Below are 26244 nucleotides of genomic sequence, written 5' to 3'. Positions count from 1 at the left end.
GCAAGTCCCGCGCGGATTCCTGGATATTTATTTGCTGCAATACATACACCAATACCAGTTCCACAAACTAAAATACCTCTTTCCGCTTTTCCTTCACTAATTGTTTCTGCTACTTTAAAAGCTACGTCTGGATAATCTACTGCATCTTCGGAGTAACAGCCGAAGTCGATTACCTCGTGCTCTGTATCTGCTAAAAACTCTTTAATTGTTTCTTTTAATTGAAATGCGTTGTGGTCACTGCCGATTGCGATTTTCATTTTTACATTCCTCCTGATTACTTTTGTTTACACCTCCATTCTATTATATGTTTTCGTTTATTTCAACATTTATAATCATTTATTTTCGAATGTATTCGAATTGTTTTTGCATTACTAGTAGATTTTTATTATAAATTCAATCTTTTTCTATATAAATAAAAAAAGAAGGGTAAAATATACTGATATTAAATATAATTTTATTTTCATTTACTTTCATGATATGATAATAAAGGATTATTTAATCGGTGGAGGAATAGATATGAGTAAAATGTTTGCTGAAGAAAGAAGAAATTTAATATTAAACAAGCTTCAAAAAGAAAAGCGATTAACTGTCAAAGATTTAGCCAGTGCTTTAAATGTATCTGAAGCCACTTTGCGAACAGACCTTAATATAATGGAAAAAAAAGGTCTTTTAACTAGGACACATGGCGGAGCAGTCTTAAATGAAAATTCACCTCCTCAGAATAACTTTACTGATCGAGCAATGAAAAATATAAATTCTAAAGTATCTATTGCTAACAAGGCAATTGAGCTTATTGATTATAAAAATAGTATTTTATTAGACGCGAGTACTACTGCTTTAGAATTGGCTCGTAAAATAAAAGAAACTGATTTAAAATTAACCGTTGTCACAAGTGGCCTTTCTACTGCAATAGAATTAAAAGAGAATCCAAATATAAACGTAATTGTACTTGGCGGAATTGCAAGAATGGGGTCTATGGCGCTAGAAGGTGTACTTGGTAGTACTATTTTAAATAAAATCAATGTCGATATAATGTTTGCTTCAGCAAGTGGATTTACAATAGAAGAAGGACTTACCGATTTTAATGTATATGAAGTTGAGTTAAAAAAACTAATGGTTGAAAAGGCGGAAAAGGTTGTTGCCTTGGTAGATCATACAAAACTAGGCGTTAGCTCTATTGCTTCTTTTGCTTCAATTGATCAAATTGATACTTTAATTACAGATGAAAAACTTTCTAATGACTTTTTAAAACAATTAACTTCTAATGATATCAAGGTTATCGATTAATATTAAAAGAGGCATTCACTATTAAATGCCTCTCTTATATCACTAATTATACATATTTTCCTTTTCTAACCATTCTCTCATTGCTTTGAAAATTATCCATACAGATGTTGCTCCAGCATCTTGATGACCTACCGCTCTTTCCCCCAATGATTTTGCTCTACCGAACTTTGCAATGTAGGCTTTTGATGCTTCCACCCCTTTTTCCGCATTTTCTTCAGCTGTTTTTAAAGCATCAAGAAGACTATCTGAGGACTTAACACTCTCTTTTAAACCGTTTACGGCAGGTTCAAGTGAATCAATCATCGTTTTATCGCCTATACTTGCTTTTCCACGTTTTTTAATGTCTTTTAATGATTGTTCAAAGAAATCCGCGAGAGAAACAACATCTAACTTACTGTTCTCCTTTAATATTTTTGCCCCACCTAGAAACATTGTGCCAAAAATTATTCCAGATGCTCCCCCCATTGATTGAACCATTGCCATTCCAGCTGTTTTAAACACTTCCTGGACGGATGTAAACTCTTTTGACTTTAAAGTTTCTTCAACTTTTGTAAAACCAACAGACATACCAATCCCATGATCTCCATCACCAATTTCGCTATCGATTTTGGTTAAAATTGGTTTACTTTCTTTGACTTTTTCCCCCACATACAATAACATCTCTTTAACCTGGGAAGCATCTAATATATTAAGCCCTGCATTAATAGTCATCCCTAAATCCTCCTACTTTTTAATTTAATGTATCATTTATAGTAAATCTGCCTTTTGTAGTATGTTCTTTAATACATTAATTTTCTCATCTTCTAAAGGATAAGCTGGTGGTAATACATGTGTAGATATATCTAATCCTTTCAACTTAATTGCTTCTTTCACAACATTTACGAAAGGAGAATCTAATTCATACATTGTCGGAAGAATAACTAATCTCTTTTGTATTGCAAGTGAATCCTCGAAATTTCCCTCAACAAAAGCTTTATATAGATTAACAGAAAGCTCGGGAGCAAAATTTGCACTCGCACAGATTGCTCCTTCTCCCCCCATACTTAGCGTCTGAAGTAAATGATCATCAAAGCCACAGAATACTGCGAAATCTGGATGTTTTTCTTTAACAGTAAAAATCATATCGCGAATATGACTTACAGATTCTACCGTTTCTTTGATTCCGACTATGTTTTCATGTTTATCTACCAAGCTTAAAACAAAATCAGGATTAAGATCTTGTCCAGTTAAAGTAGGAAAGTTATAGAGAATTATCGGTAAGTTAACTGCTTCGGCAATCGTACTATAGTGGTTAAATAAATTATTCTCTGTTACAGACCAATAATACGGATTAATAATAACTACAGCATCAGCACCTATCTTTTCCGCATGTTCACTTAACAAGACCACTTCTCTTGTATTAGAACTACCAGTTCCTATTAATACGGGAACTCTTCCATTCACATATTTTGTCACATATTCAGCTGTTTTAATTCTTTCTTCTATCGACATCTGTGAGAACTCTCCACCGCTTCCAAGAAAGAACAACCCGTGAACTCCCGAATCAATCAAGTAATCAATTACTTTGGACATACCCTCCTTATCAAGATCACCAGTTTTTTCTAATATCGTAGAAACTGGAGGTATAATCCCTTGAAACTTTACATTTTTAGTCATGTCGTCAGTCCACTCCTTTTTTTATAAATAGCTCGCTTACTTTAATTTAGAAAATGGATAATTTGAATGGAACAATCTTATCTGTCTTTCTTTATTTTTTTGTAATATGGAGAGATGGCAGGATCATCATACAGCCCTTTAAGCTCGTCGTCCAGTTCTAATAGTGTAATAGAAAACCCCGCCATTTCCTGAGTAGTACAATAACTATCTACGTCCATGTCATAAATTTTTATATTTTTTTCTTCTAAAACTTGTCCAACTCTACGATTTATAATTAATAATTCCATTAAAGTAGTAGATCCCAGACCATTAACTAATACACAAACCTCTTTGCCAGCGTCAATATTACTTTCGTCTAGTAACTTATCCATCATGAGATCTACTAATTCATCTGCTTTCATCATTTTTCTTCTTTCAATCCCAGGTTCTCCGTGGATTCCTAAACCTAACTCAATTTCATCCTCAGCTAGCGTAAATGTTGGTTCAGCTTCTCCAGGAATGGTCCCCGATGAAAGAGCTACTCCCAAGGAGTTTGTATATTTGTTAGCTTTTTCAGTGATTCTCGTTACCTCTTCTAATAAAAGCCCTCTCTCCGCAGCTGCACCAGCTATCTTGATTACAAACATATCACCGGCAATCCCACGTCTATCCTCAACTCTTTCAATCGGAGCTGATGCAATATCATCACTCACTCTTATTGTGTTAACCTTAATTCCCTCTAACTCTAGCAGTTCAACAGCCATATCAAAATTTAGAATATCACCTTCATAATTTCCATATACAAATAAAATTCCTTTACCTGAATCTATTGCTTTTGCAACTTCAACAATTGTATTTGGAGTCGGAGCAGCAAATACATTTCCTAGTGCTATACCATCAGAAAGTCCTTCACCAATTAATCCCAAAAATAGTGGTTCATGTCCGCTTCCACCACCTACCAAAACACCAACCTTATCTTTTTTCTCTCTACGAACAATACCCGTAATATTTTCAATTTGTTTATATGAGTAATGATTTGCATATAAAAAACCCTCTATTGTTTCTTGAACAACTTCACTTGGATTATTAATAACTTTTTTCACCATGTGAACCTACCTCCTCATAATTAATGAATAAGTGATTAAATGCTGTCTTAATTGGCCAAAACAACATCTAATCATTTATTAACCCTTTAAACCTAATAATTATTAATTTTATTATGCAGCATTGACTTCATGAATAGGTTTTTTTACCAAAAAGAAGTAAAATATTGCCGCACAAGCTGCAATAATACCGCCACTTACAAATGCCATCGTATAGGACCCTGTCACATCAACGATAATTCCTGCAACTACTGGTGAGAAAGCTCCGCCAAAGTAGCCGCCAAAGTTTTGAATTGAGCCAACAGATGCTACCATTGAAACTGGTGCCACGTCAGATGCTAATGCCCAAGCATTTCCTGTAATAGCTGCAATAAAGAACAATGCAATTGTCATTAGCGATATCGTTGAGCCAATTGTATTAACAAATGGCATAAAGATTACGGTAGCTCCTGCAATAAGTGCTGCAACACTCATGAGAATTTGCTTTGATTTCATCGAGCTAAATTTACCGGACTCAATCATTTTTTTAGTAGCATATCCCCCAGCTATATTACCAAGCCCCCCACCGATCCAAGGTATACTTGCTAATAAACCTAAGGCTGCAAAAGACACATTATACACATCTAATAAATATAGGGGTAAAAAGACTAAGAAAATGTTCCAAATCCAAATTGTACAGAAATAACCTAAAATCATGCCCCATACACTGCGATACTTAAAAAGTGAACCCCAACTCACTTTAGTTTCTAATTCCAATTCTTTTGTATTATCACCATCTGATTTAATATAAGCCAACTCTTCTTTAGACAATCTTTTACTTTTTTCAGGTCTATTATAGAATGTCAGAAATAATCCACCGAATATAATTCCTAGGACTCCAGCAAAGTAAAATAATTCTCTCCAACCAAATGTAGCCATAATAAAAATCAGAATAGGTGGTGCAATTGCTGGTCCCCATTTTGTTGAGGAATCCCAAATACCAGACATAAATCCTCTCTCTTTTTTCGGATACCATTCACTAGTTATTTTTGCCGATGCTGGAAATGCTGGCGCTTCAGCGACTCCTAGTAAAATTCTTAGCATAACAAACACAACGAGCGAACTAACTAATCCACCAGCGAAAGTCGCCCCACTCCAAATTATAACTGCTAATCCATAAACTTTTTTAGGGCCGACTTTATCAATCAACCACCCTGATGGTAATTGTCCCATCGCATAAGCCCATGAAAATGCCGTACCTAAAATACCAATATCTGTTGTAGTGAAATTTAATTCTTCCATGATTCCTGGTGCCGCAATTGACAAAACAGAACGGTCTATATAATTAATCATCCCACCTATTAAAAGCCAAATAACAACTGTATAACGAAATTTCTTTTTCGTTGCCGTGGGGTCATTCAAGGGTGATAAAGGTTCTGGATTAGAATTCATTTTATATTCCTCCATTATTCAGTATCAGCATATAATTTTTGAAATTTATATACTGCTACAATTATTTATCTTTTTATCATTAAAGATTTTAGGGATTTTTCTAGTATTTTTTTAGTTCTTAGAGCGCTATCCTCAAGTTTCTCTTTATCTAGGGTTCTAGACTCAACAGCAACGCGCAGACCACTTTCACTCCGCACTTCTAACTCGTCAACCATTTTTAATATATTAATTATTTTTTCATTATCTAAAAAACCTGGTTGTCCGATTTGCATATGATGGTCACCATACAATTCACTTTTTGGATTCAATACAGCATTAGAAAAGTGTATTTGCTGTACGTAAGGTTTTGCAACCTGAATTGCATCTACTACGTTTTCGCCGTTTAACGCAGAGTGAGCTGTGTCAAATGCTAATCCAACATTTTTATGCTCTTTTTGCACTCTTGCAATCAAGTGAACTGATTCATCTATGGGTCCTAATAATCGTTTTTTATGTGCAAATCTATCCAAATGTTCTACCAAAACATTCATATTATATTTTTCTGCCTCTTCGGCAATTGAACAGAAGCTTTCATAAAGTGCATCCATTCCATCTTGTCTTTTTTCTTCTCCAGGATCAGGACCAGTTACAAAGGCAATATTTGACGCACCATATTCCTTAGCTAAATAAATATGGTCCCTTAATTCTTTTACTGTTTTGACCCTCAAATGATTATCTAAAGACGAAACATCTAGCCCCATGCGATCAATTAAAATGTTAACCACACAGCAATAATATAATCATTTTTTTCTTTTTCTATTAAAATCCTATTTCTTTCCTGTTTATCTTGAATATCTCCAATCTCAAAGGAACGATAAAATCCGCTTTCTCCAGACCTTTCTATAACTTCCGCAGTAACACCCTTGTCATCCTTAACTGGAAAATATGTTTCAGCAAGTAATAGAGATGGTATGAAGGGAAAAGTCATTATTTCTTCACCCCTTCGACAATAGGTACAATATTCTTTTTAATGTAATCTGCAATATCATAAATAACAGCATCTGGATTATCCTTTGTTTCCTCTGTTTCTTCCTCCACCATAATCCAACCATTATAGTCATTGTCGTGTAAGAATTGTACAATGGCAGGAAAATCGATATCGCCAGCCCCCATCTTCTTCCACTCTAAGTTGTTTGCACAATCTTTAAAGTGAACATGCCTAATAATCTGAAAATTCTCTTTCACAATATCTAATGGTTCCATGTTACCCGCTTTTATATGGCCACAATCGGGAGTATAACCAATATAACGTGTATCTAGATTTTCAAATAAAACTTTATAGTCTTCTGCAGTTCTAAAATATGAATTTTCTGGTGAGGCCGGATGAAAGGATGCAACAACTCCCCTTTCATACGCTCGCTTTCCTACTTCATTTGCACAATTAACAATTTGTATTTGTCTTGTTAATAAATTGTTTCGATTTGGACCATTTCTAGAAGGCAAATTCATTATTGAATTGGGAAAATGTGTTAAATATTCAATATAAAAATCAGCCCTCTCCCTTTCTTCTGCAGTTTCTTTATCATTTTCCCAGGAAAAAGGTACCGTCAAAGCTTTCAAAACAATTCCTTTACTATCCAATTTTTTCTTCAGCTTTTCTGGGTTATTTTTATATTCTCCCAATAAAGCAACTTGCAAATCAATCCCCTTAAATCCGGAGTTACTTACTGTTTCAATAATTTGATCAATGACATCTACCTCCACATCATAGTCTAATACCCACGTTGATGTGTGACAGCCAAATTTAATACCCACTTTAAATTCCTCCCTTATAATTTGAATTGGTTTATTTAACCACATTTTTAATATATTTATTGCTTAATTAATCCTCTAAATATAAGAGATTAGTGATCTTATATAATAATTTTATCTTTAATTTAAAAATGATTTATAAACATCTAAAGCTTCTTCAGGAGTCCCATCTTTATGAATAATAGTATTCAATGCCGCAACAACTCCTACGGGACTTGTATTAAGTGTTATCTTTCTACCAACGGCTACACCTTTTGCCCCAACAGCCATACAGTGCTTTACATATTTAAAGTATTCATATATTTCCTTCGTTTCAGGTCCTCCCAATACGAGTACTGGTTTTTGAGCAGCCTCAATTATCTCAATATCCCTTTCGTGCCCAGTTAATCTAGTTTTTATAATATCAGCGCCAATTTCTGTTCCGAGTCTTGCAGCCAAAGCAATCTTTTCAATACGATTCGAATCTTCGTTAGTAACATGGTAGCTAAATGGTAATGTTTCGCACATAAATGGTACGTTCCATTTATCTCCCTCTCTTGCTAAATCCCAAGCTATTCTATGTGAATTAACTTCCTGCTCCGATCCTGGAAATGTCATTGAAACAACACTGTCAGCTCCAACTTTTAATGCATCTTTTACTGATAGTAATTCGGTGATTCCCGGCACGCTTTGCTCAAAAATACTTGTTGATAAATCTGCTCTTACTATCAAACCTAATTCCGAAAAAGCTTCTGCATGATTTTTCGCCATTCCATAAGTAACTATCACTGCATCAAGTCCATTTTCAACTAGGTCTGGAATATTTTTTATTACTTCATCGATGCCTCCGGTTTTTGTTGAAAAAAAAATCCATCCAGTGCCAATGTTATTGAATTTCCATCTCTAGCAAATATTTGTGATAATCTTCTTTGCTTCATATGCTCCTCCTAGAAATAAACTTCATCATATGTAATCGGCTTCAATATTCTTATTTGTATATTATCATTTATTTTCGTTTTGTCAATATTATATTTATTTATTTTTTCATTTATAGTTTTTAGTTTCTTTATAACCAATTAATATAAGTTTATTTGAAAATTAAAAGTTACATTCGATTACATAATACTTTTATATGTTTTCGAAACTAAGTGAAGTCTTATAGATATTTATAAAATTATTACTTATATTCTCGTACTGTGCGCTACTAAAATTTTGTAATTAAACAAAAGAAATACCAATATCTACCAGTAAATTTTCATCATAATGTTATCGGTAGATATAAGGTTACACAAAAACAAACGAAAAATATTATTTATATCAAGGATGGTATACTATAAGTGTTCGTAAGTGAAAGAAGGAATGTTATACTTGACTTATTAGAGGAAAATAAAAGAATTACTGTTAAGTATCTTTCTTCTGAAATAGAGGTAGAAGAAATCCGCAATTCAGCTTGAAAGCAATATCTTCATTTAGCCGTTTAATCAGGTCTTTAATCATCTGAATTCGTTCCACATATGGATAAAGACTGCGGTAAAAGCCAAATAGCTAATCAAAAAAGATGTAAGACGTTTTGGCCAATATACCGGTTTTTGGGTATACCAAACTAATCCCTACCTAATCGGCAGGAAATATTTTCAACTAATCGTTACAAATATACCCCACAGGTCAACACGCAACAGTTTAAAATACACATCATTGGTGTACACTGTTGTTAAATGAAGAGTTACGTGTTGACTGCGCATTGTTCCGATGGATGGTCGAGTCCGTTGAGTTCTTTTTGTCGCGATGACGACGTTGCAGCAACCGTTCTCTTCATTTTTTTATTGGATTGGAGGAAATAATCAGCCCTGCATAATTTAGTTCTACAGGTTCACTAAGTATTTTTTATTTACTTCATGATAGACCATATCTAAATCAAATGCTGAAATAATTGATTTGACTCGTAACGATAGGCAGGTTTCATCTCATATAATTCTAGGATGCCGAATAAATCTGTTGTCGTATAATGATAATAGGAAGCACTTCTTCTGTCTTTTTATAGTCGTATCGTCAACTACCATTATACAAGATTTAGGGAGATGCTTCCTTTTACATGTTTCAACTCATTGAGACACAAGGACTTAGAATTATGAAATTCATTCAAATATAATTCCAAATCATTTCTTATGATCAACACATTTTTAATCCCTATATTCATCTATAAAAATAGAATCAAAGGATGGCCTCTGATTCTATTTAGTTAGAATTGTTATTGTAAAAACTTCAAACTAACCTAGTATTCTATTATTGTGCATCTTCCACAGCTTGGTACATTTCTTCTACTAAATCTTTACCAATTGTATCTGCATATTCTTCAACTACAGGTAATACTGCTTCACGCATTTCAGCTTTTGCTTCTTCCGATACCTCTGTAAATTCAACACCTTCGTCGATTAAACTTTGTTTGAATCCTTCGGTCGCTTCACGGTTAATTTCTCTTTGATATTGCCCAGATTCGACTGCTGCACTTCTTACAATTTCTTGGAAATCTTCTGGTAAACTATCATAGAATGATTTACTTACTAAGAATACGAATGGTGTATAAATATGGTTTGTAGAAGATACATATTCTTGTACTTCATAGAGCCCCTCTATATAAATTGTTGAAAGTGGATTCTCTTGTCCATCAACAGATCCTTGCTGTAAAGCCGTAAATACTTCAGGCATTGCCATAGGTGTTGGGTTTGCTCCTAATTCCCGGAATACCGCTAGGTGCAAATCATTTTCCATTGTACGAATCTTAAGGCCTTTAAAGTCTGCTGCTGATTCTATTGGACGAGTATTGTTGGACATATCACGAAATCCATTTTCCCAATATGCAAGACCTACCAGATTTTGCTCTTCTAACATTTCTAATAACTTCGTACCAATCTCCCCATCAAGAACAGAATCTGCCACCTGTGCATTCGGGAATAAGAATGGAATATCAAATATCGCAAATTCAGAAATAAAATTAGCAACTAGTGATGTTGAGGGAATGGTAACTTCCTGTGATCCTAATTGTAAAGCTTCCATTGCTGTTCGGTCATCACCTAATTGACCACTATGATATGTTTCTACTGCAATTGCTCCATTTGTTTCTTCTTCTACAATTTCTTTAAATTTTAATAATCCTTTATATTGTGGGTGGTCTGAGTTTAGTCCAATACTTGCACGGATTGTATATTGTGCATCATTGGCTGCTACACTTTCAGTGGGTCCATCTGCAGCCTCTCCACCAGCCGCTTCACTATCGTTGTCACCACATGCTGCAAGTAACAATACTAAAAATAAAGTTGTTAAAAGAAATACTAATTTTTTCATCATAATCCCTCCGAGGAAAATAATTTTTTATAATTATCTTTCAATAAATTACCTTTGACCAAGTTTTTCTAGAACTTCATCATTACTTGGTAACCCTTCATTATCTCCATCAACACTCACTACTATCGAGCAGTTTACGCTGGCAAACATTTAGCCCCGCGCCACCTTTTTCTCAAAAGCATTGGCAAACTTTAATCGTCCTTTAACGGTAGGACTAAAGTGTAATCATAGACTCTCCTAGGGTAATAATATCAAACAAGTTTACACCCCCCTTCAAGCTGTCGTTTGACTGGATAATACTAATTCTTTAAAACTACAATTCCATCCTTTCTTCCAATAATCACTTTATCAACTACATTGATAAAAATACCTGTTTCCACAACGCCTGTCAGTAGTTTTAACTTTTCATGTAGCGCTTCTGGCTGAGTTATTACGCCAAACTTACAATCTAAAATATAATTCACGTTATCCGAAATAAACGGTTTTTCGTCTCTCATTCTTAGAACTGGTTTCCCACCTAATTCTGCAATTTGTTTGGCCGTGATCTCCCAACCAAATTGTAATACTTCGACAGGTAAAGGGAATTCACCTAGCTTATCAACTACTTTCGACTGATCAACAATAATAATAAGTTGATCTGCATTAACATCAACAACCTTTTCTCGAACTAAAGACCCGCCACCACCTTTTAGAGCGTTTAGCTTTCCATCTATTTCATCTGCTCCATCGATCGCTATATCGATACGATCAACAGAAGCAAAATCAGTCAATGGAACGCCAACTTCTACTGCAAGCTGTTCTGTTTTTTTCGATGATGGAATAGCTTTAATATTTAATCCTTCCAGTACCTTCTCACCTAATTTACGCACCATCCAGTCCACGGTGGAACCCGAGCCTAAGCCTACTACCATTCCATCTTCTATAAAATCAATTGATGCTTCAGCCGCTAACTTTTTTTCTGGATCCATTAGTAAACTCCCTTGTTTTTACTATTATTACCATTCAGCAACACTGCCGTCTGCGTGGCGCCAAACTGGATTTTTCCACGAATGTCCAACTTTTGCATGCTGGCGTACAACATCCTCATCGATCTCAACACCAAGGCCTGGCTTTTCAGGTAGTTTTACATAACCATTTTCAAATTGAAAAACACTTTTATCTATGACATAATCTAGGAGGTCATTTTCTTTGTTATAGTGAATTCCCAGACTTTGCTCTTGAATAAAGGCGTTGTGTGAAACTGCATCTACTTGTAAGCATGCGGCTAATGCTATTGGTCCTAAAGGACAATGTGGAGCAAGCGCCACATCATAAGCCTCGGCCATCGCTGCTATTTTCATTGTTTCTGTAATCCCACCTGCGTGAGATAAATCCGGTTGGATGATATCAACAGCCCCTTCTTCTAATACGTGTTTAAAATCCCATCTCGAGTACATTCTTTCTCCTGTAGCTATTGGAATGGAAGAAACTTTTGCTAAATTTTTTAAGGCTTCATTGTTCTCTGGCAAAATTGGTTCTTCGATAAACATTGGTCGGTAAGGTTCTAGCTCTTTCATCAAAATTTTTGCCATTGGTTTATGAACCCGGCCGTGAAAGTCGATACCAATTCCAATATCCGGCCCTACTTTTTTCCGAATCGCATCTACCCTCCCAAGGGTTTGATCTATTTTTTTATAAGAGTCTATATATTGGAGCTCTTCTGTCGCATTCATTTTTATTGCAGTAAACCCATTATCTGCTGACTGTTTAGCAGCTTCACCTACATCAGAGGGACGATCTCCACCGATCCAGGTATAGACACGCATTTTATTCCTTACTTTCCCGCCTAACAATTCATATACAGGTGCATCATAATACTTCCCTTTAATATCCCATAGCGCTTGGTCAATTCCTGCAATAGCACTCATAAGGATCGGTCCTCCTCTATAGAAACCAGCACGGTAAAGAATATTCCACGTATCTTGAATATGGAGTGGGTTCTTACCAATAATATAATCTTGTAACTCTATAACCGCTGCTATTACTGTTGCAGCCCGTCCCTCGACAACAGGCTCACCCCAACCAGTAATTCCTTCGTCTGTCTCAACTTTTAAAAAACACCATCTTGGTGGAACTAAAAAGCATTCCAATTTTGTTATTTTCACACAATCACTCCTATTACGTTTGTTGAGTATTACTTCCCTATCAATAAGAGGGATAGTTGTGGAACATAAGAGATAATCACTAACATAATAGTCAATACAACGATAAATGGTATGACTTTCTTCACAAGTGATTCAAACGATACACCAGATATACCTTGTGCAACAAATAGGTTGACTCCAACCGGTGGTGTAATAAACCCTACCGCTAATCCTACAACCATGATGATACCGAAATGAATAGGATCAAACCCTAAGCCCGTAACAATTGGTAATAGAATAGGAGTTAAAATAATAATGGCTGCAAGCGTATCCATAAAACATCCAACAAACAGAAGTAAAATTAGAATTAACAACATGACAATGATTGGGTTATCTGAAACAGTTAACATCCATTCGGCAATTTGATTTGGAATTTGTTCAACCGTAAGTAGTCTTCCAAATGCTGTTGCTGTACCAACAATGATTAATACTGTTGCTGTCGTTAAAGCTGAATCAATGAAAGTTTGTGGCAAGTCTTTCCATTTCAATTCTTTATATATGAACAATCCTGCAATAAGTCCTACAACAACCGCTATAGCTGCAGCTTCTGTCGGTGTGAAAAAGCCACCATAAATACCACCTAAAATAATAACCGGAACAGCAAGTGCCCATTTCGCTTCCCATAGAGATTTAAGTATTCTTTTGATAGAGAACTTTTCACCATTCCCTTTATATCCTTTTTTCTTTGCATAATAAAATGCATATATACTTAAAGCAAGACCAATTAATAGACCAGGAATAATACCAGCTATAAACAGGTCACCTATAGATGTAGCTGCGGATGTTCCATAAATAACCATTGGAATACTAGGTGGTATGATTACACCTAATGAACCCGCGGCAGCAACAATTGCAGCAGAAAAAGTACGATCATAACCTTGTTTTACCATTGCTGGAATCATAATACCTCCAATAGCAGCAACCGTCGCCGGTGCAGATCCTGAAATGGCAGCGAAAAACATGCATGTTACAATGGTAGCAATCGCAAACCCACCAGTTATATTACCAACCATAGAGTTAGCAACTTTAAAGAGTCGTTCAGAAATTCCTCCCTTACCCATTATTTCTCCAGCAAGAATAAAGAATGGAACAGCCATAATTGGGAAGTTATCGACCGAAGTAACTAAACCTTGCATCAAAAATTCAATTGGTACAGAACCAGAGTAAAGAATTGTTATTAAGGTAGATATTCCTAAAGCAATCCCAACTGGAACACTTATAAGTAAAAGTAATGCAAAACTTCCAAATAAAACCGCGATTGTCATACGTTTAACCTCCCTCGTTTATTTCTGAGTTTCGTTATCCTCTGTTATCTCTTCCATTACAATATCTTGCTCCGTTTTCACTTCAAATTCTCGTTTACCCATAAGTGTTAAAATTTGAAGAATGATTTGTTGGATAAGACGGATAGAAGTTAAAGCAAAGCCAACTGGAGCAGCCATATAAACAAACCCCATTGGAACATGTAACGCTGGAGATGTCTGCCCCCAACCTAAAAGTTGTAAAGCAATATTATTTCCATATACAATAACTAATAGGGAAAAACTCAAAAAGATTAAATTAGCTATAATCCCCATAATATTCATCTGTCTAACTTTCATAAATTGCAGCACAACATCGACTTTAATGTGTTTTTGCATTTTCACACCATAACTAATACCGATATAAACTAGCCATATGAAACAATATCTAGCTAACTCTTCGGACCACGATAGAGAAGAGTTCATCACATATCGCATAAACACTTGTACAGTGATTGAAGAGGTCATTAAAACACTTAGAACAATTAATAGCGATTCCTCTAGGTGGGCATCAAGCCATTTGATTATTTTCATGTTTATCCTCACTTTCAACAATAATAGTTTAAATAGAATAGCTTTTTATAATTTACTTGAAGAGATAGGATCTATCTCCTTTTAAATTGATTAGTCCTTCAAACAAACAACATATTCTGGCTCTTTTCCTTGAAGAACATCTACAACATTTTGTGCAGTTTTCCTTCTTAACTCCTTTTCAGCTTCCTTGGAATGCCATGCAACGTGAGGATTTAAGATGACTTGTTCCATATTCAGTAAAGGATTATCTTTTTTTATTGGTTCAATTTCTAGTACATCCAAACCTGCACCTGCAATTTCGTTGTTCTTTAGCGCATTAATCAAGGCTTTTTCATCAATAATTGGACCTCTTGAAGTATTAATGATAAAAGCTTCTTTTTTCATCCATTTAAACTGCTCTTCTCCAACAATTGCGCGTGTATTTTCATTTAATGGCGTGTGAACCGAAATATAATCACTTCGACGGAATAATTCCTCGAAATCTACCAATTCCACATCCAATTCTTTCGCTATTCTAACAGGTATGAAAGGATCATAGGCAATTACTTTTAAACCAAATGCCTGTGCCTTTTTTGCTACTTTTTGAGCTATATTCCCAAGACTTAATAGACCAATCTCTTGTCCTCTAATTTTGAATATTGGTGTCCCTATTTTATAATCCCATAATCCGTCTTTTACTTTGTTGTTTAAGAACGTTATTTTTCTAGCTAAAGACAATAACAAAGCCATTGCATGGTCGGATACTTCGTCCAAACAGTAATCAGTTACATTACATACCGTAATGTTTCTTTCCGTTGCAGCCGGTACATCAATCGTATTGTAGCCAACTCCATATCGTGCAATTACCTTACAATCCGTTAAATTTTCAATAACTTTTCTACTCAGCGGTGCATATTGATTAATAATCGCATCAACATCCTTAGCAACTTGAATGACTTTCTCTTCCGTACGACATTGAGCATAAATAAACTCAACGTTCGGGATTCGTTCTCTAATTAAGTTTTCTTCGATTTCAACAGAGTGATACTCGTAATCTGAAAATAATACTTTATACCCCACTTGAAACGACCCCTTTTTGTTTTAAATCAAGAAACTTCTCAGTATACTGTTTTGCTCGAAATGTTAACTTTTTCAACTCATCTGATGATGTGTTCATATTTCCCTTTACCAAGGAACTACCTATACCCACACCAACTACTCCGGCTCGGAAAAAATCCTCCATATTTTCAAGCCCTATTCCCCCTGTTGGAAGGATTGGCACTTGAGGTAATGGCCCACGTATATCTTTGATATAACTTACACCTAAACTTCTTGCAGGGAAAAGTTTTATTATATCCGCCCCCGCTTCAAATGCAGTTAAAATTTCAGTTGGCGTCATAGCAGCAGGCATTGATACTGCCCCGTAACGCTTAGTTAAACGAATTGTTTCAACATTTGTAGTCGGAGATATAACAAATTTTGCACCACTATTAATAACAAGCTTTGCCGTCTCAGAATCAAAAACTGTTCCCGCACCAATGTACATCTCATCACCAAACTCTTTTACGACTTCTTCAAGAGCGAATGTTATTCCAGGCGTATCAGCTGTAATTTCTACTGTACGGATCCCTCCTTCAAGTAGGGCTTCTAAGATGGGAATAATATTTTCACGTTGTTGCCCACGAATAATCGCGACTATACCATTCTCTTTTATTCTACTAATACCATTCATTGTTTTTCCTCCAATTCCACCTATCTAGCAACATCATTAATATGTGACTGGTATTTGATTAATTCACTTCGTTCGGGTAGTCCTTCAACATCTCCATCAACTTTCACCACAATTGAACCAACAAGATTGCCACGAGTTATGCTTTCTTTTATTGATAAGCCATCGAGTAGTCCAGATAGAAAGCCTGCACAAAATCCGTCTCCAGCACCAACTGGGTCTTTAATTTGACTAACCTCGAAACCGGGCACATGTTCAGACTTGTTTTCTGTTACATAGTAAGCGCCCTCTGAACCTGTTTTAATAACGGCTAATGATGCACCAGAATCAAGTATTCTTTTTCCTATTTTAATCGGCTCATTTGTACCATAGAGGAATTCTCCCTCCTCCAACCCGGGTAGAACAATATCGGCATAGGATACTAGTTCAAGAAGCACTTCTTTTGCCTTTTCTTCTGACCACAAATTTCTTCTTAAATTAGGGTCAAATACTACGGTAACACCATTCTTTTTAGCCAGCTTCATTGCAAATGTGATTGTTTCGTAACATGATTCACTTAATGCAGGGGTGATTCCTGTAACATGCAAATACTTGGCTTGCTTAAGATATTCTTCATTTATATCGTTTACATTCATTTTGCTTGCAGCTGAACCTTTACGGTAGTACTTGATTCGGAACTCCGAGACCGTTCGTTTTTCTTTAAAGTACAAGCCTGTAGGTGCTATATCATCAGATTTAACCTGACTGATATCAACACCTTCTCCTCTTAAAAAGGATAGCAGTGCTTTCCCAAATTCATCGTTCCCAACTCGGCTAATCCAACCAGCTCTATGCTCTAGCTTGGCTAATCCTATAGCGACATTTGACTCAGCCCCACCGAATCTCCTTGAAAAGTTAGAAGCATAGCGCATATGCCCTTCTGTATTAGGGGTGAATAGCAACATCGTCTCTCCAATTGTAATAACATCCATTATTTCCCCACCTCTATGTAGTTCCTTCTGTATAATTCCACTACCTAAACCTCTAAATTACTTCTTATAGAGGAAGATCTTCTGATTAATTCTGGTTCAAATCGATGAACCTTCTGTATATTAACTTCATTCCCATTTATTTTTTCAATTAATAATTTAGCCGCACTTGCTCCTATATCAAAGGCTGGTTGGGCAACCGTCGATAAAGTAGGAGTGAAAATCTCAGCAAAGGACATTTCATCAATTCCAATGAGAGCTAAATCCTCAGGTACTTTAAGGTTGTTAGCTCTTACATATTTCAAAATTTCCATCAGTGTTAAATCGTTGGTTGCAATCACCGCCTCTGGTCGGTTTGGTGATCCCAATAAGGTTTCTAATCTTATCTGCATTTCCTTGATTGGAGAAGCAATAACATAATCCATATCAGAATATAACCCATATTCTTTTATTGCTTTTTTAAAGCCAACGAGACGTTCCTGTCTTGGAGTAATTGTTTCAGGTATCATCGTCACAATTGCGATTTTTTTATAGCCATTTTCCATAAGCTCCTCCACACATAATTTTGCTGCTTTTTCATTATCTAATAACATGCAACTAACTTGTGTATCCGGTAGGACTCGGTCAATAAAAACAAGTGGATAATTTCTCTTACACAACTTCTGGTATAGTTCGTTATTATTCGTGGTTGGTATTGCTATAATTCCATCAACTTGTTTGGATAACAACATTTCAATATAGCGTTCTTCTTTTTCTGGATTATCATCTGCATTACAAATAATGACATGATAACCTGATTTGTTACAAACATCCTCAATAGCCCTCATTATTTTTGTATTAAACCCATACAAGATATTGGCCAATACTACTCCAATTGTTGTCGTTCTTTTCTGTTTTAGACTTCTAGCAATTTTGTTCGGATTATAGTCTAGTTCTTCAATTACTTTTTTAATTCTCTCTTTTGTTTCTATAGCCATATAATCATAGCGACCATTTAAATACTGTGAAACAGTACTTTTAGAAACTCCAGCACGTTTTGCTACATCAGTAATAGTTATCGTTTTCATCGATTACACCATCCGGAAACATTGAAATGAAATAAAAATTTTTTGAACCTTTACTTTTTTCAGATTAATAACAATAGATCACTAGTTTTCAATTAATAGATCAACTTAATAAATCGATTTAGTAAATACGATATTTGATAAATCGATTACTAAATATAGTGTCGTAGTCACTTTTTAATATTCAGTTTTCATAACCGACTTGAACACTATACTTTCATTTTATTCTAAAAATAAAATGAATAAATAAAGAAATTATCTTCTCATCTATTATCTCTAAGCAAGAGTTCGTGTTCGTTTATCTCCCTAACCATCCACCATCAACCGATAACAGATGTCCATGTACATAATTCGATGCATCAGAAGCTAGATAAATAACGGTTCCTTTAAAATCATCCGGTTCACCCCATCGACCTGCCGGAATTCTTTCCATAATTTGTCTGTTACGGGTATTATCTTGAATTAACGCCTCATTCATATCTGTTGCAATGTATCCTGGAACAATCGCATTCACATTTACATTGTATTGTGCCCATTCATTGGATAAAGCTTTTGTAAGTTGAGCTACCCCTCCTTTTACCGAGGTGTAAGCAGGAATGGTAATCCCTCCTTGATATGAATTCAAAGAAGCGATGTTTATAATTTTCCCACCTTTTCTCGGTATCATATGTTGCCCAGCACTTTGAGCTAGCATCCAGACTGCTTTCAAATTGACTGTCATCACTTCATCCCAATCTTCTTCTGAGAACTCTATTGCAGGGGAACGACGTTGAATCCCACCATTATTAACTAAAATATCTAGTTTTCCCATTTGCTCAATTACTGTTGGTACAGCATCTTTAACTTGTTTTATGTCAGATAAATCACAAGCTATGATTTCGCATTTACTCCCTAGCTTCTCTACTTCCAATTTTACATGTGTTTGAGAAGGGTCTCGTTGGAGTAGTGCAATATCAGCACCTGCTTCTGCTAAACCAATTGCTAACGAAGAACCAATCCCTCTTGTCGCACCAGTTATAGCAGCTGTTTTTCCCTCAAGTGAAAATAAATCCAGCATTCTTATCCTCCCCATAAATAGAGTGTGGGTACTAAACTTTCATAGAAATCACATTTTTTATATAATCAGGGAATCAACGATTTTTACATTGTTCTTATGTTACCTAAATCCAGGAAATTAACCTATACCTTATGCTCACCTTCCAACTAGAAAATGTATTCGTCTCTCATTTCAAATGACTTTAAATCTAGTTTATCTTGCAAATCCTTATTTACTAAGTATTTTGGATATTGTCCATATACGAGTACGTCAATAATACCAAGGGCTGTTTTTGAACGCATTTCTTTAGCGGATTCTTCAGAGTATCCAGCCATATGTGGCGTAAGTATGACATTATCCATGGACAAAAAAGGATGATTGCGATCAATTGGTTCTTTTTCAATTACGTCAAGTCCTGCTCCAGCTACTGTTCCATTTTGTAATGCTTCTAGTAATGCCTCTTCATCTACAACGGGGCCTCTCGCAGTATTTATAAGATAGATTCCTTTTTTCATCATATTGAATTGTTCTTTGCCAATCATGCCTTTCGTTGAATTTGTAAGTGGTGCATGAACAGAAAGAACATCCGTACGTTCACACAATTCACTTAGGGATACAAGTTCAACGTCATTTTCTTTTGCTACTTCTTCTGATAAGTAAGGGTCCGAGACGATAACCTTCATTCCAAGTACTTTTACTTTTCCTGCTAATCTCCTTGGAATATTACCAAAACCGACCAAACCTACTGTCAGCGTATTAAGTCGTCTAATTGGCTTTGTTGTATTTACATCCCAAACATCATTTTTTACCGATTGATTGGCAAAAACTATTTTTCGTAACAGATTCATCATTAATGCAAGTGCATGATCTGATACTTCATTTATTCCATAATCTGGTACATTACCAATGCAAATCCCTCTTTCTGTTGCAGCCTCCAAATCAATGGTATCTACACCAACACCGTATCTAGTGATAACTTTACATTTTTCCAACGATTCAATGACTCTGCGAGAAATCGGAGCATATAAGTTGATGATACCATCTGCATCACGACAAGCTTTGATTACTTCATCTTCAGTTTTACATTGATGAATTTCTAATTCAACTCCATCATGAGTAAGCACTTTCTTTTCGTAACTTAAATTTGGATATTCATGATCTGTAATAACAACTTTCATCTTGTCCCCACCTTATTTCTTATTGTAAACGTTTATTTATCAGGAAATAAACGTTTACTATTAAACAGCTTGACCTTGTAAAGCTTCTGCTAAGATGCTCCTTAATTTTTTTTCGTTTTGCATACTGTTCTCCTTATCTATTTTCCCGCGTACTTCAGCTGCGACACGTAGCCCTTTTTCAGCTTGAATCCCCAGTTCGTGCGCCTTTTGCAAAATCGCACTGATTTTGTCTACTGTTAGAAATCCTGGTTCGCCGATTTCCATATGAAAATCACCATATAGTTCACTTTTAGTATCTAAAACTGCATTGGAAAAATGAATTTGATGAATGAGTTCTTTCCCTTTTTCCAGTGCCTCAAAAATATCTTCTCCATTTAACGCTGCATGTGCAGTATCAAATGCAATTCCAACATTTCTATGAGATTTTTGTACCTTTATTAATAACTCTACTGTTTCATCGGTTGTTCCAAGAATTCGCTTTTTATGAGCAAAACGGTCAAGTGGTTCTATTAGTAGATTCATATTAAACTCTTTCGCAGCTTCAGCAATTTCACATATACTCTCGTATAGGCTTTCAATTCCTTCAGCCCAGCTTTCTTTTCCTGGATCATCGCCAGTTACTATGGCTATATTTTTCGCACCAATTTCAGCGGCTAAAGGCAAGCTTTCCTTTAGATTACTGACTGCTTTTTTCCTTAACGAAGTATCCAAAGAAGAAACATCTAGATTATTTTCCTCGATTAAGAAGGTAAGCCATTGTGTAACTTCAATCCCATTTTTCTCTGTAACTGCTAGTATCCGTTTTCGCTCCTTCTCATCGAACCCATCCCCTAATTCAACAGATTTATAAAAATTTGTCTCTATAATGCTTTCTAGTAAATCAGCAGTAAAATTTTTTTCTCTTTTAATTGGATGAAAAACTTCTGGCACAAGTAATGAAGGGATAAATTTAGTCATTGTTATTCTCCTCTTACAATAGGATGCAGATACTTTTCAACATATCTACCAATCTCTGCAATTGTTTTAGTAGTTTGATATTGCGCTTCTGGTGTTTCTTCTTCCACTATAAGCCAGCCATCATACCCATTATCTTTTAGAACTTGAACACATTGCGGTATATCAATATCCCCTTCTCCCATCTTCTTCCACTCTCGCTTCCATGAAGCATCTTTGAAATGAACATGCTTGATTAAAGGGAATGCTTCTTTAATTATTTCTACTGGATCCATTCCTCCAAAAACAATGTGACCAACGTCTGGAGTATAACCCATATACATAGGATCTAAACCATCAAATAGGACATCATAGTCTTCTTTGAATCTCCAATAAGAAGTTTCATAGGAGATTGGGTGTAACGAAGTGACAATACCGTTTTCATAAGCCCGTTTCCCTAATTCATTTGCACCTTTAATTATCTCTTTTTGTCGTTTAAATAGATTATCACGATTTGGACCTACACGAGAAGGTATGTTTAGAATTGCACCTGGAAAGTGCTTTATATAATTAAAGTAATAGTCTTGTAATTCTCTTTCCTTATCAGAAGATTTTCCGCCTTCAAAGGCATGCGGCAATGTCAAAGCCGCTAACTTCAGACCTCTTTTATCCAATTCTTCTTTGAAACGGTTTGGGTCATTTTTATATCTTCCTAATAACGAAACCTGCATATCTAGACCGGTAAAACCGCCTTGTTTTACATCGTCCATAATTTTATCCATTATATCAGCTTCGATATCGTAATCCAGCACCCACGTTGATCCTTGACATCCATATTCCATTATATCCCTTCCTCCCAATAGTAACTGATCATTTGTAATCGTTTTCAATATATGTCATATTTATAATATCATTTTTTTTCGTTTTGTCAATATTATTATTGAATATTATCAATTTCAATTTATTATTCTGTTGTTTTTACATAATAGTTAAGAAGCGAAAGTAATAACAAATAAATGTTCCAGTTTTCGGAGGCAACTTTTCTATAAATCAACATTTTTAGTGGTCCTATTCTTTTAGTTTGGAATATAGGTGAAATTGTTCATAAGTCAAAGAATTGTACAGAGGCTTTATATTTATAAAGTATAAGTTATTTATTCTTTAGCCGAACACTTTGTAAAGGTTTTGGTAATCAATAAAAAGCCAGATTGGCACACTGTGGATATAAAGAATGGTATAGGTTGCTTACAAAAAAGAATCGGGGAAGGTCTCCGATTCTTTTAATTATTTGAATCTTATGATGATGTCTATTAACTAGATTGTAATTTATTTTCCAACAAGCTTAAGAACGTTGATAGGATGTAATACGCAGATGTTGCCCCGGGATCTTGTGCTCCGATAGAACGATTACCTAAACGACTAGAACGACCCCTTTTGGACAAAAGGTCTTTTGTTGATTCCATTCCTTCTTTTGCTTTTTCAACCGCAGTCGTAAATGAAATAATAAAGTCATTAGTTTCTTTAAATTTAGCTTCTAACTCAATAAAAAACGGTTCAAGCGTATCGACCATCGTTTTATCTCCAACTTCAGCTTGACCTCTTTCTTTAATCCCTTTTGCAAAGGCAACCCAATAATCCACAAGGTCTTTTTCCGTTAACTCCGACTTACCCTTCACTACTTTTGCACCACGCATAAAACCTGTAGCATATAAAGGGCCAACAGATGACCCGACAGCACTTAAGAACGTTTTACCAACTGTTAAGCTTATTGTAGAACAATCTTCTTCGTCTTTTAATTCATTTTCTATTTTTTGATTTACCGCTTGCCATCCAATAGACATGGTAACACCATGATCTCCATCACCTAGTTTACGATCTAATTCACAGAGATAATCTTTTTTTTCTTCAATCATATTTATAACCTTTTTAAAGTATTCTATAAATTGATTCGCAGAAATTTTCATAAAGAACTTCCTTTCATTTTATACTATTTTTGTACAAACATTGGACAATCTACTGGATGATCAATTGTTTTAATTAATTCATCATCTAACTTCATAAGTGTTACAGATAGCCCGCCCATTTCAAGGGATGTAATGTAATCCCCAACATACGAACGATAAATTTCAATTCCTTTTTCTTTTAAAATTTGCTCTACTCTTCTAAAAGTAATATATAGTTCCATCCGAGGCGTAGACCCAAGTCCATTTACAAGAACAGCCACTTTTCCTCCTTTATTAATCTCAATATCCGCTAAAATATCATTAACTAATCGATCAGCTACATTATTTGCAGATTGAATTGTCCCTTTTTCAATTCCTGGTTCACCATGGTGTCCTAACCCAATTTCCATTTCATCGTCACCAATCTCGAAGCTAGGTTCTCCAGTTTGCGGTAGGGAACATGGAGATAATCCAACACCCATCGAACGCGTATTTTCATTCGCCTTATTTGCAACTCGTACCACTTCATCTAAATTATAGCCAAAGTCAGCGGCAGCACCTGCAGCTTTAAAAATGAAAAACTCACCTGCTATGCCACGCCTTTTTTCTTTTTCATCTTTTGGTGCGGATGCAACGTCATCAGTTGCCAAAGCTACCCCTACTTTAATGTCTTCTTCTAATTCAGCCATTTCAGCTGCCATACCGAAGTTCATTACATCTCCAGCATAGTTACCATATAGATATACCACTCCAGCACCTTTATCAATAGCTTTAGTAACTTCTAAAATAGGATCCGGAGACGGAGATGCGAAGATATTACCAACAGCTACACCATCAGCCATACCATCTCCAACATAACCCATAAACCCCGGTTCATGACCGGAACCACCACCGATTAAAATACCAACTTTCCCATCACGAGTTTCTCTAGTTGTCACTAAAGCCCTTTCATTTTCAGTAAGTTGTCTAATATAATTAGGATGTGCCTTGACGTACCCTTCTACCATCTCTTCTACTACGTTTTTAGGATCATTGATCAACTTTTTCATTTCTTTCACTCCATTTTTAAAAATTATCAACTAAATTATGATGTATTGTTAATTTATAGGTAGTGACATTCTGTAATTCAATCCCTGATTAGGGCCAAGAATTGATCAGGGAAAATGAAGTAATAGTTAAAATAGTGATTTTGTATTTTTTGATTCCTTAGTAGATGAATTTCCACCAAGAAAAGCATGTGATAATGTCACCACTGCTAATTTAAACTCCCTTTTTAACCATTTTTATATCTCCTATAAACTACTTGCTTATCTAAAGCGGTTAAACTACCACACTTAACATTATCTAATATCCGCTTCAATAGTATGATTTAGTACCCAAGTTTGAACCCTGACAAAGAAATTCCATCATCACTCCCCTTAAATTTCTATATTTATAAATATATAACACTTTGAAATCGATTACATTTATCACTTTCTTATTTTATCATTTACTTTCAATTTGTCAATATTCTTATTAAATGATCATTTAAGGAATCCTGATTAAAATTAAATCTACTATTTGAGAAACTAGTTCAAAATACGTTAATCAGTGATAATTTTAAGTAAATCCTTAAATAAATTCATATTTATATAGTTGTATTATTATTTCATTTATTATTTTTTGATTTTATTTTATGTACTTTCCTTTCATTTTGGTATAAAATGATGATTGGAAACAATTACAAAGGAGGTTATAATTATGAAAATAGGGTTTATTGGGTTAGGGATTATGGGGAAGCCTATGGCAAAACGTGTGATAAATGCTGGCTATGAAACGTATTTACATGACTTAAATAGGGACGCCGTAAATGAGCTAGCTGAATTAGGTGGGGAACCATGCTACTCAAATAAGGAAATTGCAGAAAACAGTGATGTTATTTTTACCATGTTACCTGCAGCAAAACATGTTGAACAGGTATTATTCGCGGATGATGGTCTTGCTAAAAACGGAATTGCCAATACGATTATTATCGATATGAGCTCAGTTTCACCTGAGGACTCAAAATCTTTTTATACTAAATTAAAAGATTATCAGATACAGTTTATAGACGCTCCCGTCAGCGGCGGAGAACCTATGGCAATTGAAGGCACCCTTTCTATCATGGTTGGAGGGGATAAAGAACCTTTTGAACGAGTGTTTCCAATTCTTCAGACAATGGGAAATAAAATAGTTCACATAGGTGACAGCGGTGCAGGTTCTGTAGCAAAACTAGCTAATCAAATTCTCGTAAGTATTCACCTAGCTGCCTTATCAGAAGCATCCATATTTGCTAGTAAATCAGGTATTGATCTAAATAAACTTTACGAAGCTGTAAACAGTGGACTTGCAGGCAGTGCAGTAATGCATGCAAAAATGCCAATGATATTAGAGAGAAACTTCGAACCAGGTGGTAGAATAGAAACTAACTTTAAAGACCTTACTAATATTCAGTCTTCCGCAAACGCAATCGGTTTACCTTTACCTATTACCAACCTTGTTAAGGAGATTTTTAGTTCACAAATGGCTAATGGAAATGCGAAGAAAGATCATTCATTTATTATTAATTTCTTTGAAAAGATAGGAAATCACCAAATCCCTAGAGGAGGGAAATAGTCCAGCTTTTATAGCTGTCTAACGTATGCCATCAAGATAATGCTTATAGAAAAAGATTTACTCTTCGCTTTATGCTTATTTCCGATAATTATTATTTTTTATAATCTTGGATCTACGTCAATATTTAGGACACATTTAAGTTAATTTTTCTTAGTGTGCTTTGAAGCTTATTTGAATATATATGTGAAGGCTTG

Annotated in this window: 26 protein-coding genes; 2 read left to right on the top strand and 24 right to left on the bottom strand. The window is 35.2% G+C overall.

Translation table 11 applies throughout. The features are described 5' to 3' along the window. Positions 1-257: RpiB/LacA/LacB family sugar-phosphate isomerase (locus ACPYKA_RS06255; RefSeq protein WP_479541506.1), on the bottom strand; the 257-nt coding region annotated here is incomplete at its 3' end. Between the two features lie 259 nt (positions 258-516). Here ACPYKA_RS06255 and ACPYKA_RS06250 point away from each other — a divergent pair. After that, on the top strand, positions 517-1287 hold the full coding sequence (locus ACPYKA_RS06250; protein ID WP_479541505.1) for a DeoR/GlpR family DNA-binding transcription regulator: 771 nt from the start codon (positions 517-519) through the stop codon (positions 1285-1287). A gap of 42 nt (positions 1288-1329) precedes the next feature. Here ACPYKA_RS06250 and dhaL (ACPYKA_RS06245) read toward each other — a convergent pair whose 3' ends face one another. The 23 genes from dhaL (ACPYKA_RS06245) to ACPYKA_RS06135 all read right to left on the bottom strand — a co-directional run bounded on the left by dhaL (ACPYKA_RS06245) (position 1330) and on the right by ACPYKA_RS06135 (position 24465). After that, the gene (dhaL, locus tag ACPYKA_RS06245; protein WP_479541504.1) at positions 1330-1998 is read right to left on the bottom strand and encodes a dihydroxyacetone kinase subunit DhaL; all 669 of its coding nucleotides are present in this window, start codon (positions 1996-1998) and stop codon (positions 1330-1332) included. Between the two features lie 36 nt (positions 1999-2034). After that, a complete protein-coding gene (locus ACPYKA_RS06240) occupies positions 2035-2943 on the bottom strand; it encodes a dihydrodipicolinate synthase family protein (RefSeq protein WP_479541503.1) in 909 nt (302 codons plus the stop codon). Between the two features lie 77 nt (positions 2944-3020). Next, a complete protein-coding gene (locus ACPYKA_RS06235) occupies positions 3021-4028 on the bottom strand; it encodes a dihydroxyacetone kinase subunit DhaK (protein WP_479541502.1) in 1008 nt (335 codons plus the stop codon). 111 nt (positions 4029-4139) lie between these two features. Further along, positions 4140-5456, bottom strand: a complete 1317-nt coding sequence (locus ACPYKA_RS06230; RefSeq protein WP_479541501.1) for an MFS transporter — start codon at positions 5454-5456, stop codon at positions 4140-4142. Between the two features lie 65 nt (positions 5457-5521). Next, entirely contained in the window at positions 5522-6220 is a 699-nt protein-coding gene (locus tag ACPYKA_RS06225) for a sugar phosphate isomerase/epimerase family protein (protein WP_479541500.1), read from the bottom strand. Further along, positions 6205-6423 (bottom strand): hypothetical protein, encoded by a 219-nt coding sequence (locus ACPYKA_RS06220; RefSeq protein ID WP_479541499.1) that lies wholly within the window; start codon positions 6421-6423, stop codon positions 6205-6207. Before ACPYKA_RS06220 ends, ACPYKA_RS06225 begins: the two co-directional genes overlap by 16 nt. Beyond that, the gene (locus ACPYKA_RS06215) at positions 6423-7250 is read right to left on the bottom strand and encodes a sugar phosphate isomerase/epimerase family protein (RefSeq protein ID WP_479541498.1); all 828 of its coding nucleotides are present in this window, start codon (positions 7248-7250) and stop codon (positions 6423-6425) included. The genes ACPYKA_RS06220 and ACPYKA_RS06215 overlap by 1 nt, the downstream gene beginning before the upstream one ends. A 117-nt stretch (positions 7251-7367) precedes the next feature. Continuing rightward, the gene (locus tag ACPYKA_RS06210) at positions 7368-8015 is read right to left on the bottom strand and encodes a class I fructose-bisphosphate aldolase (protein ID WP_479541497.1); all 648 of its coding nucleotides are present in this window, start codon (positions 8013-8015) and stop codon (positions 7368-7370) included. Between the two features lie 1494 nt (positions 8016-9509). Continuing rightward, positions 9510-10568, bottom strand: a complete 1059-nt coding sequence (locus tag ACPYKA_RS06205; RefSeq protein ID WP_479541496.1) for a TRAP transporter substrate-binding protein — start codon at positions 10566-10568, stop codon at positions 9510-9512. A gap of 299 nt (positions 10569-10867) precedes the next feature. Next, the gene (gene rpiA / locus ACPYKA_RS06200) at positions 10868-11536 is read right to left on the bottom strand and encodes a ribose-5-phosphate isomerase RpiA (RefSeq protein WP_479541495.1); all 669 of its coding nucleotides are present in this window, start codon (positions 11534-11536) and stop codon (positions 10868-10870) included. A 27-nt stretch (positions 11537-11563) separates the two neighbouring features. Continuing rightward, positions 11564-12712, bottom strand: coding sequence for a galactonate dehydratase (gene dgoD / locus ACPYKA_RS06195; RefSeq protein WP_479541494.1), 1149 nt, complete (start codon positions 12710-12712; stop codon positions 11564-11566). 29 nt (positions 12713-12741) lie between these two features. Continuing rightward, a complete protein-coding gene (locus tag ACPYKA_RS06190) occupies positions 12742-14016 on the bottom strand; it encodes a TRAP transporter large permease (RefSeq protein WP_479541493.1) in 1275 nt (424 codons plus the stop codon). An 18-nt stretch (positions 14017-14034) separates the two neighbouring features. Next, positions 14035-14586, bottom strand: a complete 552-nt coding sequence (locus ACPYKA_RS06185) for a TRAP transporter small permease (protein WP_479541492.1) — start codon at positions 14584-14586, stop codon at positions 14035-14037. Between the two features lie 90 nt (positions 14587-14676). Next, complete coding sequence (locus tag ACPYKA_RS06180; protein ID WP_479541491.1) at positions 14677-15645, bottom strand: C-terminal binding protein; 969 nt, start codon at positions 15643-15645, stop codon at positions 14677-14679. Then, positions 15635-16297, bottom strand: coding sequence for a bifunctional 4-hydroxy-2-oxoglutarate aldolase/2-dehydro-3-deoxy-phosphogluconate aldolase (locus tag ACPYKA_RS06175; protein ID WP_479541490.1), 663 nt, complete (start codon positions 16295-16297; stop codon positions 15635-15637). Before ACPYKA_RS06175 ends, ACPYKA_RS06180 begins: the two co-directional genes overlap by 11 nt. Before the next feature lie 20 nt (positions 16298-16317). Continuing rightward, positions 16318-17265, bottom strand: coding sequence for a sugar kinase (locus ACPYKA_RS06170; RefSeq protein ID WP_479541489.1), 948 nt, complete (start codon positions 17263-17265; stop codon positions 16318-16320). A 44-nt stretch (positions 17266-17309) separates the two neighbouring features. Continuing rightward, positions 17310-18329, bottom strand: a complete 1020-nt coding sequence (locus tag ACPYKA_RS06165; protein ID WP_479541488.1) for a LacI family DNA-binding transcriptional regulator — start codon at positions 18327-18329, stop codon at positions 17310-17312. A 295-nt stretch (positions 18330-18624) separates the two neighbouring features. Further along, a complete protein-coding gene (locus ACPYKA_RS06160; RefSeq protein WP_479541487.1) occupies positions 18625-19383 on the bottom strand; it encodes an SDR family oxidoreductase in 759 nt (252 codons plus the stop codon). A 146-nt stretch (positions 19384-19529) separates the two neighbouring features. Further along, entirely contained in the window at positions 19530-20540 is a 1011-nt protein-coding gene (locus ACPYKA_RS06155; RefSeq protein WP_479541486.1) for a C-terminal binding protein, read from the bottom strand. A gap of 60 nt (positions 20541-20600) precedes the next feature. Next, a complete protein-coding gene (locus tag ACPYKA_RS06150; protein WP_479541485.1) occupies positions 20601-21497 on the bottom strand; it encodes a sugar phosphate isomerase/epimerase family protein in 897 nt (298 codons plus the stop codon). A gap of 2 nt (positions 21498-21499) precedes the next feature. Then, complete coding sequence (locus ACPYKA_RS06145) at positions 21500-22315, bottom strand: sugar phosphate isomerase/epimerase family protein (RefSeq protein WP_479541484.1); 816 nt, start codon at positions 22313-22315, stop codon at positions 21500-21502. Positions 22316-22783: 468 nt separating this feature from the next. Next, positions 22784-23437 (bottom strand): dihydroxyacetone kinase subunit DhaL, encoded by a 654-nt coding sequence (dhaL, locus tag ACPYKA_RS06140; RefSeq protein ID WP_479541483.1) that lies wholly within the window; start codon positions 23435-23437, stop codon positions 22784-22786. A 23-nt stretch (positions 23438-23460) separates the two neighbouring features. After that, complete coding sequence (locus ACPYKA_RS06135; protein WP_479541482.1) at positions 23461-24465, bottom strand: dihydroxyacetone kinase subunit DhaK; 1005 nt, start codon at positions 24463-24465, stop codon at positions 23461-23463. Positions 24466-25126: 661 nt separating this feature from the next. Between ACPYKA_RS06135 and ACPYKA_RS06130 the strand changes: the two genes are divergently transcribed. Next, positions 25127-26050, top strand: coding sequence for a 2-hydroxy-3-oxopropionate reductase (locus tag ACPYKA_RS06130; RefSeq protein ID WP_479541481.1), 924 nt, complete (start codon positions 25127-25129; stop codon positions 26048-26050). Positions 26051-26244: the final 194 nt, after the last annotated feature.

It is taken from the genome of Pseudogracilibacillus amylolyticus (SeqCode), assembly GCF_051918545.1.
In the GTDB taxonomy this organism is placed as follows: domain Bacteria; phylum Bacillota; class Bacilli; order Bacillales; family Amphibacillaceae; genus Pseudogracilibacillus.
Note: the sequence above shows the minus strand (reverse complement) of the source record. Positions and strands in the feature narration are given on the sequence as shown.

Excerpts from the sequence above, each read along its gene's own strand:
- ACPYKA_RS06250 (WP_479541505.1), top strand. The coding sequence starts at position 517 with ATGAGTAAAATGTTTGCTGAAGAAAGAAGAAATTTAATATTAAACAAG.
- dhaL (WP_479541504.1), bottom strand. The coding sequence starts at position 1,998 with ATGACTATTAATGCAGGGCTTAATATATTAGATGCTTCCCAGGTTAAA.
- ACPYKA_RS06240 (WP_479541503.1), bottom strand. The coding sequence starts at position 2,943 with ATGACTAAAAATGTAAAGTTTCAAGGGATTATACCTCCAGTTTCTACG.
- ACPYKA_RS06235 (WP_479541502.1), bottom strand. The coding sequence starts at position 4,028 with ATGGTGAAAAAAGTTATTAATAATCCAAGTGAAGTTGTTCAAGAAACA.
- ACPYKA_RS06230 (WP_479541501.1), bottom strand. The coding sequence starts at position 5,456 with ATGAATTCTAATCCAGAACCTTTATCACCCTTGAATGACCCCACGGCA.
- ACPYKA_RS06220 (WP_479541499.1), bottom strand. The coding sequence starts at position 6,423 with ATGACTTTTCCCTTCATACCATCTCTATTACTTGCTGAAACATATTTT.
- ACPYKA_RS06205 (WP_479541496.1), bottom strand. The coding sequence starts at position 10,568 with ATGAAAAAATTAGTATTTCTTTTAACAACTTTATTTTTAGTATTGTTA.
- rpiA (WP_479541495.1), bottom strand. The coding sequence starts at position 11,536 with ATGGATCCAGAAAAAAAGTTAGCGGCTGAAGCATCAATTGATTTTATA.
- ACPYKA_RS06190 (WP_479541493.1), bottom strand. The coding sequence starts at position 14,016 with ATGACAATCGCGGTTTTATTTGGAAGTTTTGCATTACTTTTACTTATA.
- ACPYKA_RS06185 (WP_479541492.1), bottom strand. The coding sequence starts at position 14,586 with ATGAAAATAATCAAATGGCTTGATGCCCACCTAGAGGAATCGCTATTA.
- ACPYKA_RS06175 (WP_479541490.1), bottom strand. The coding sequence starts at position 16,297 with ATGAATGGTATTAGTAGAATAAAAGAGAATGGTATAGTCGCGATTATT.
- ACPYKA_RS06170 (WP_479541489.1), bottom strand. The coding sequence starts at position 17,265 with ATGGATGTTATTACAATTGGAGAGACGATGTTGCTATTCACCCCTAAT.
- ACPYKA_RS06165 (WP_479541488.1), bottom strand. The coding sequence starts at position 18,329 with ATGAAAACGATAACTATTACTGATGTAGCAAAACGTGCTGGAGTTTCT.
- ACPYKA_RS06160 (WP_479541487.1), bottom strand. The coding sequence starts at position 19,383 with ATGCTGGATTTATTTTCACTTGAGGGAAAAACAGCTGCTATAACTGGT.
- ACPYKA_RS06155 (WP_479541486.1), bottom strand. The coding sequence starts at position 20,540 with ATGAAAGTTGTTATTACAGATCATGAATATCCAAATTTAAGTTACGAA.
- ACPYKA_RS06150 (WP_479541485.1), bottom strand. The coding sequence starts at position 21,497 with ATGACTAAATTTATCCCTTCATTACTTGTGCCAGAAGTTTTTCATCCA.
- ACPYKA_RS06145 (WP_479541484.1), bottom strand. The coding sequence starts at position 22,315 with ATGGAATATGGATGTCAAGGATCAACGTGGGTGCTGGATTACGATATC.
- dhaL (WP_479541483.1), bottom strand. The coding sequence starts at position 23,437 with ATGAAAATTTCTGCGAATCAATTTATAGAATACTTTAAAAAGGTTATA.
- ACPYKA_RS06135 (WP_479541482.1), bottom strand. The coding sequence starts at position 24,465 with ATGAAAAAGTTGATCAATGATCCTAAAAACGTAGTAGAAGAGATGGTA.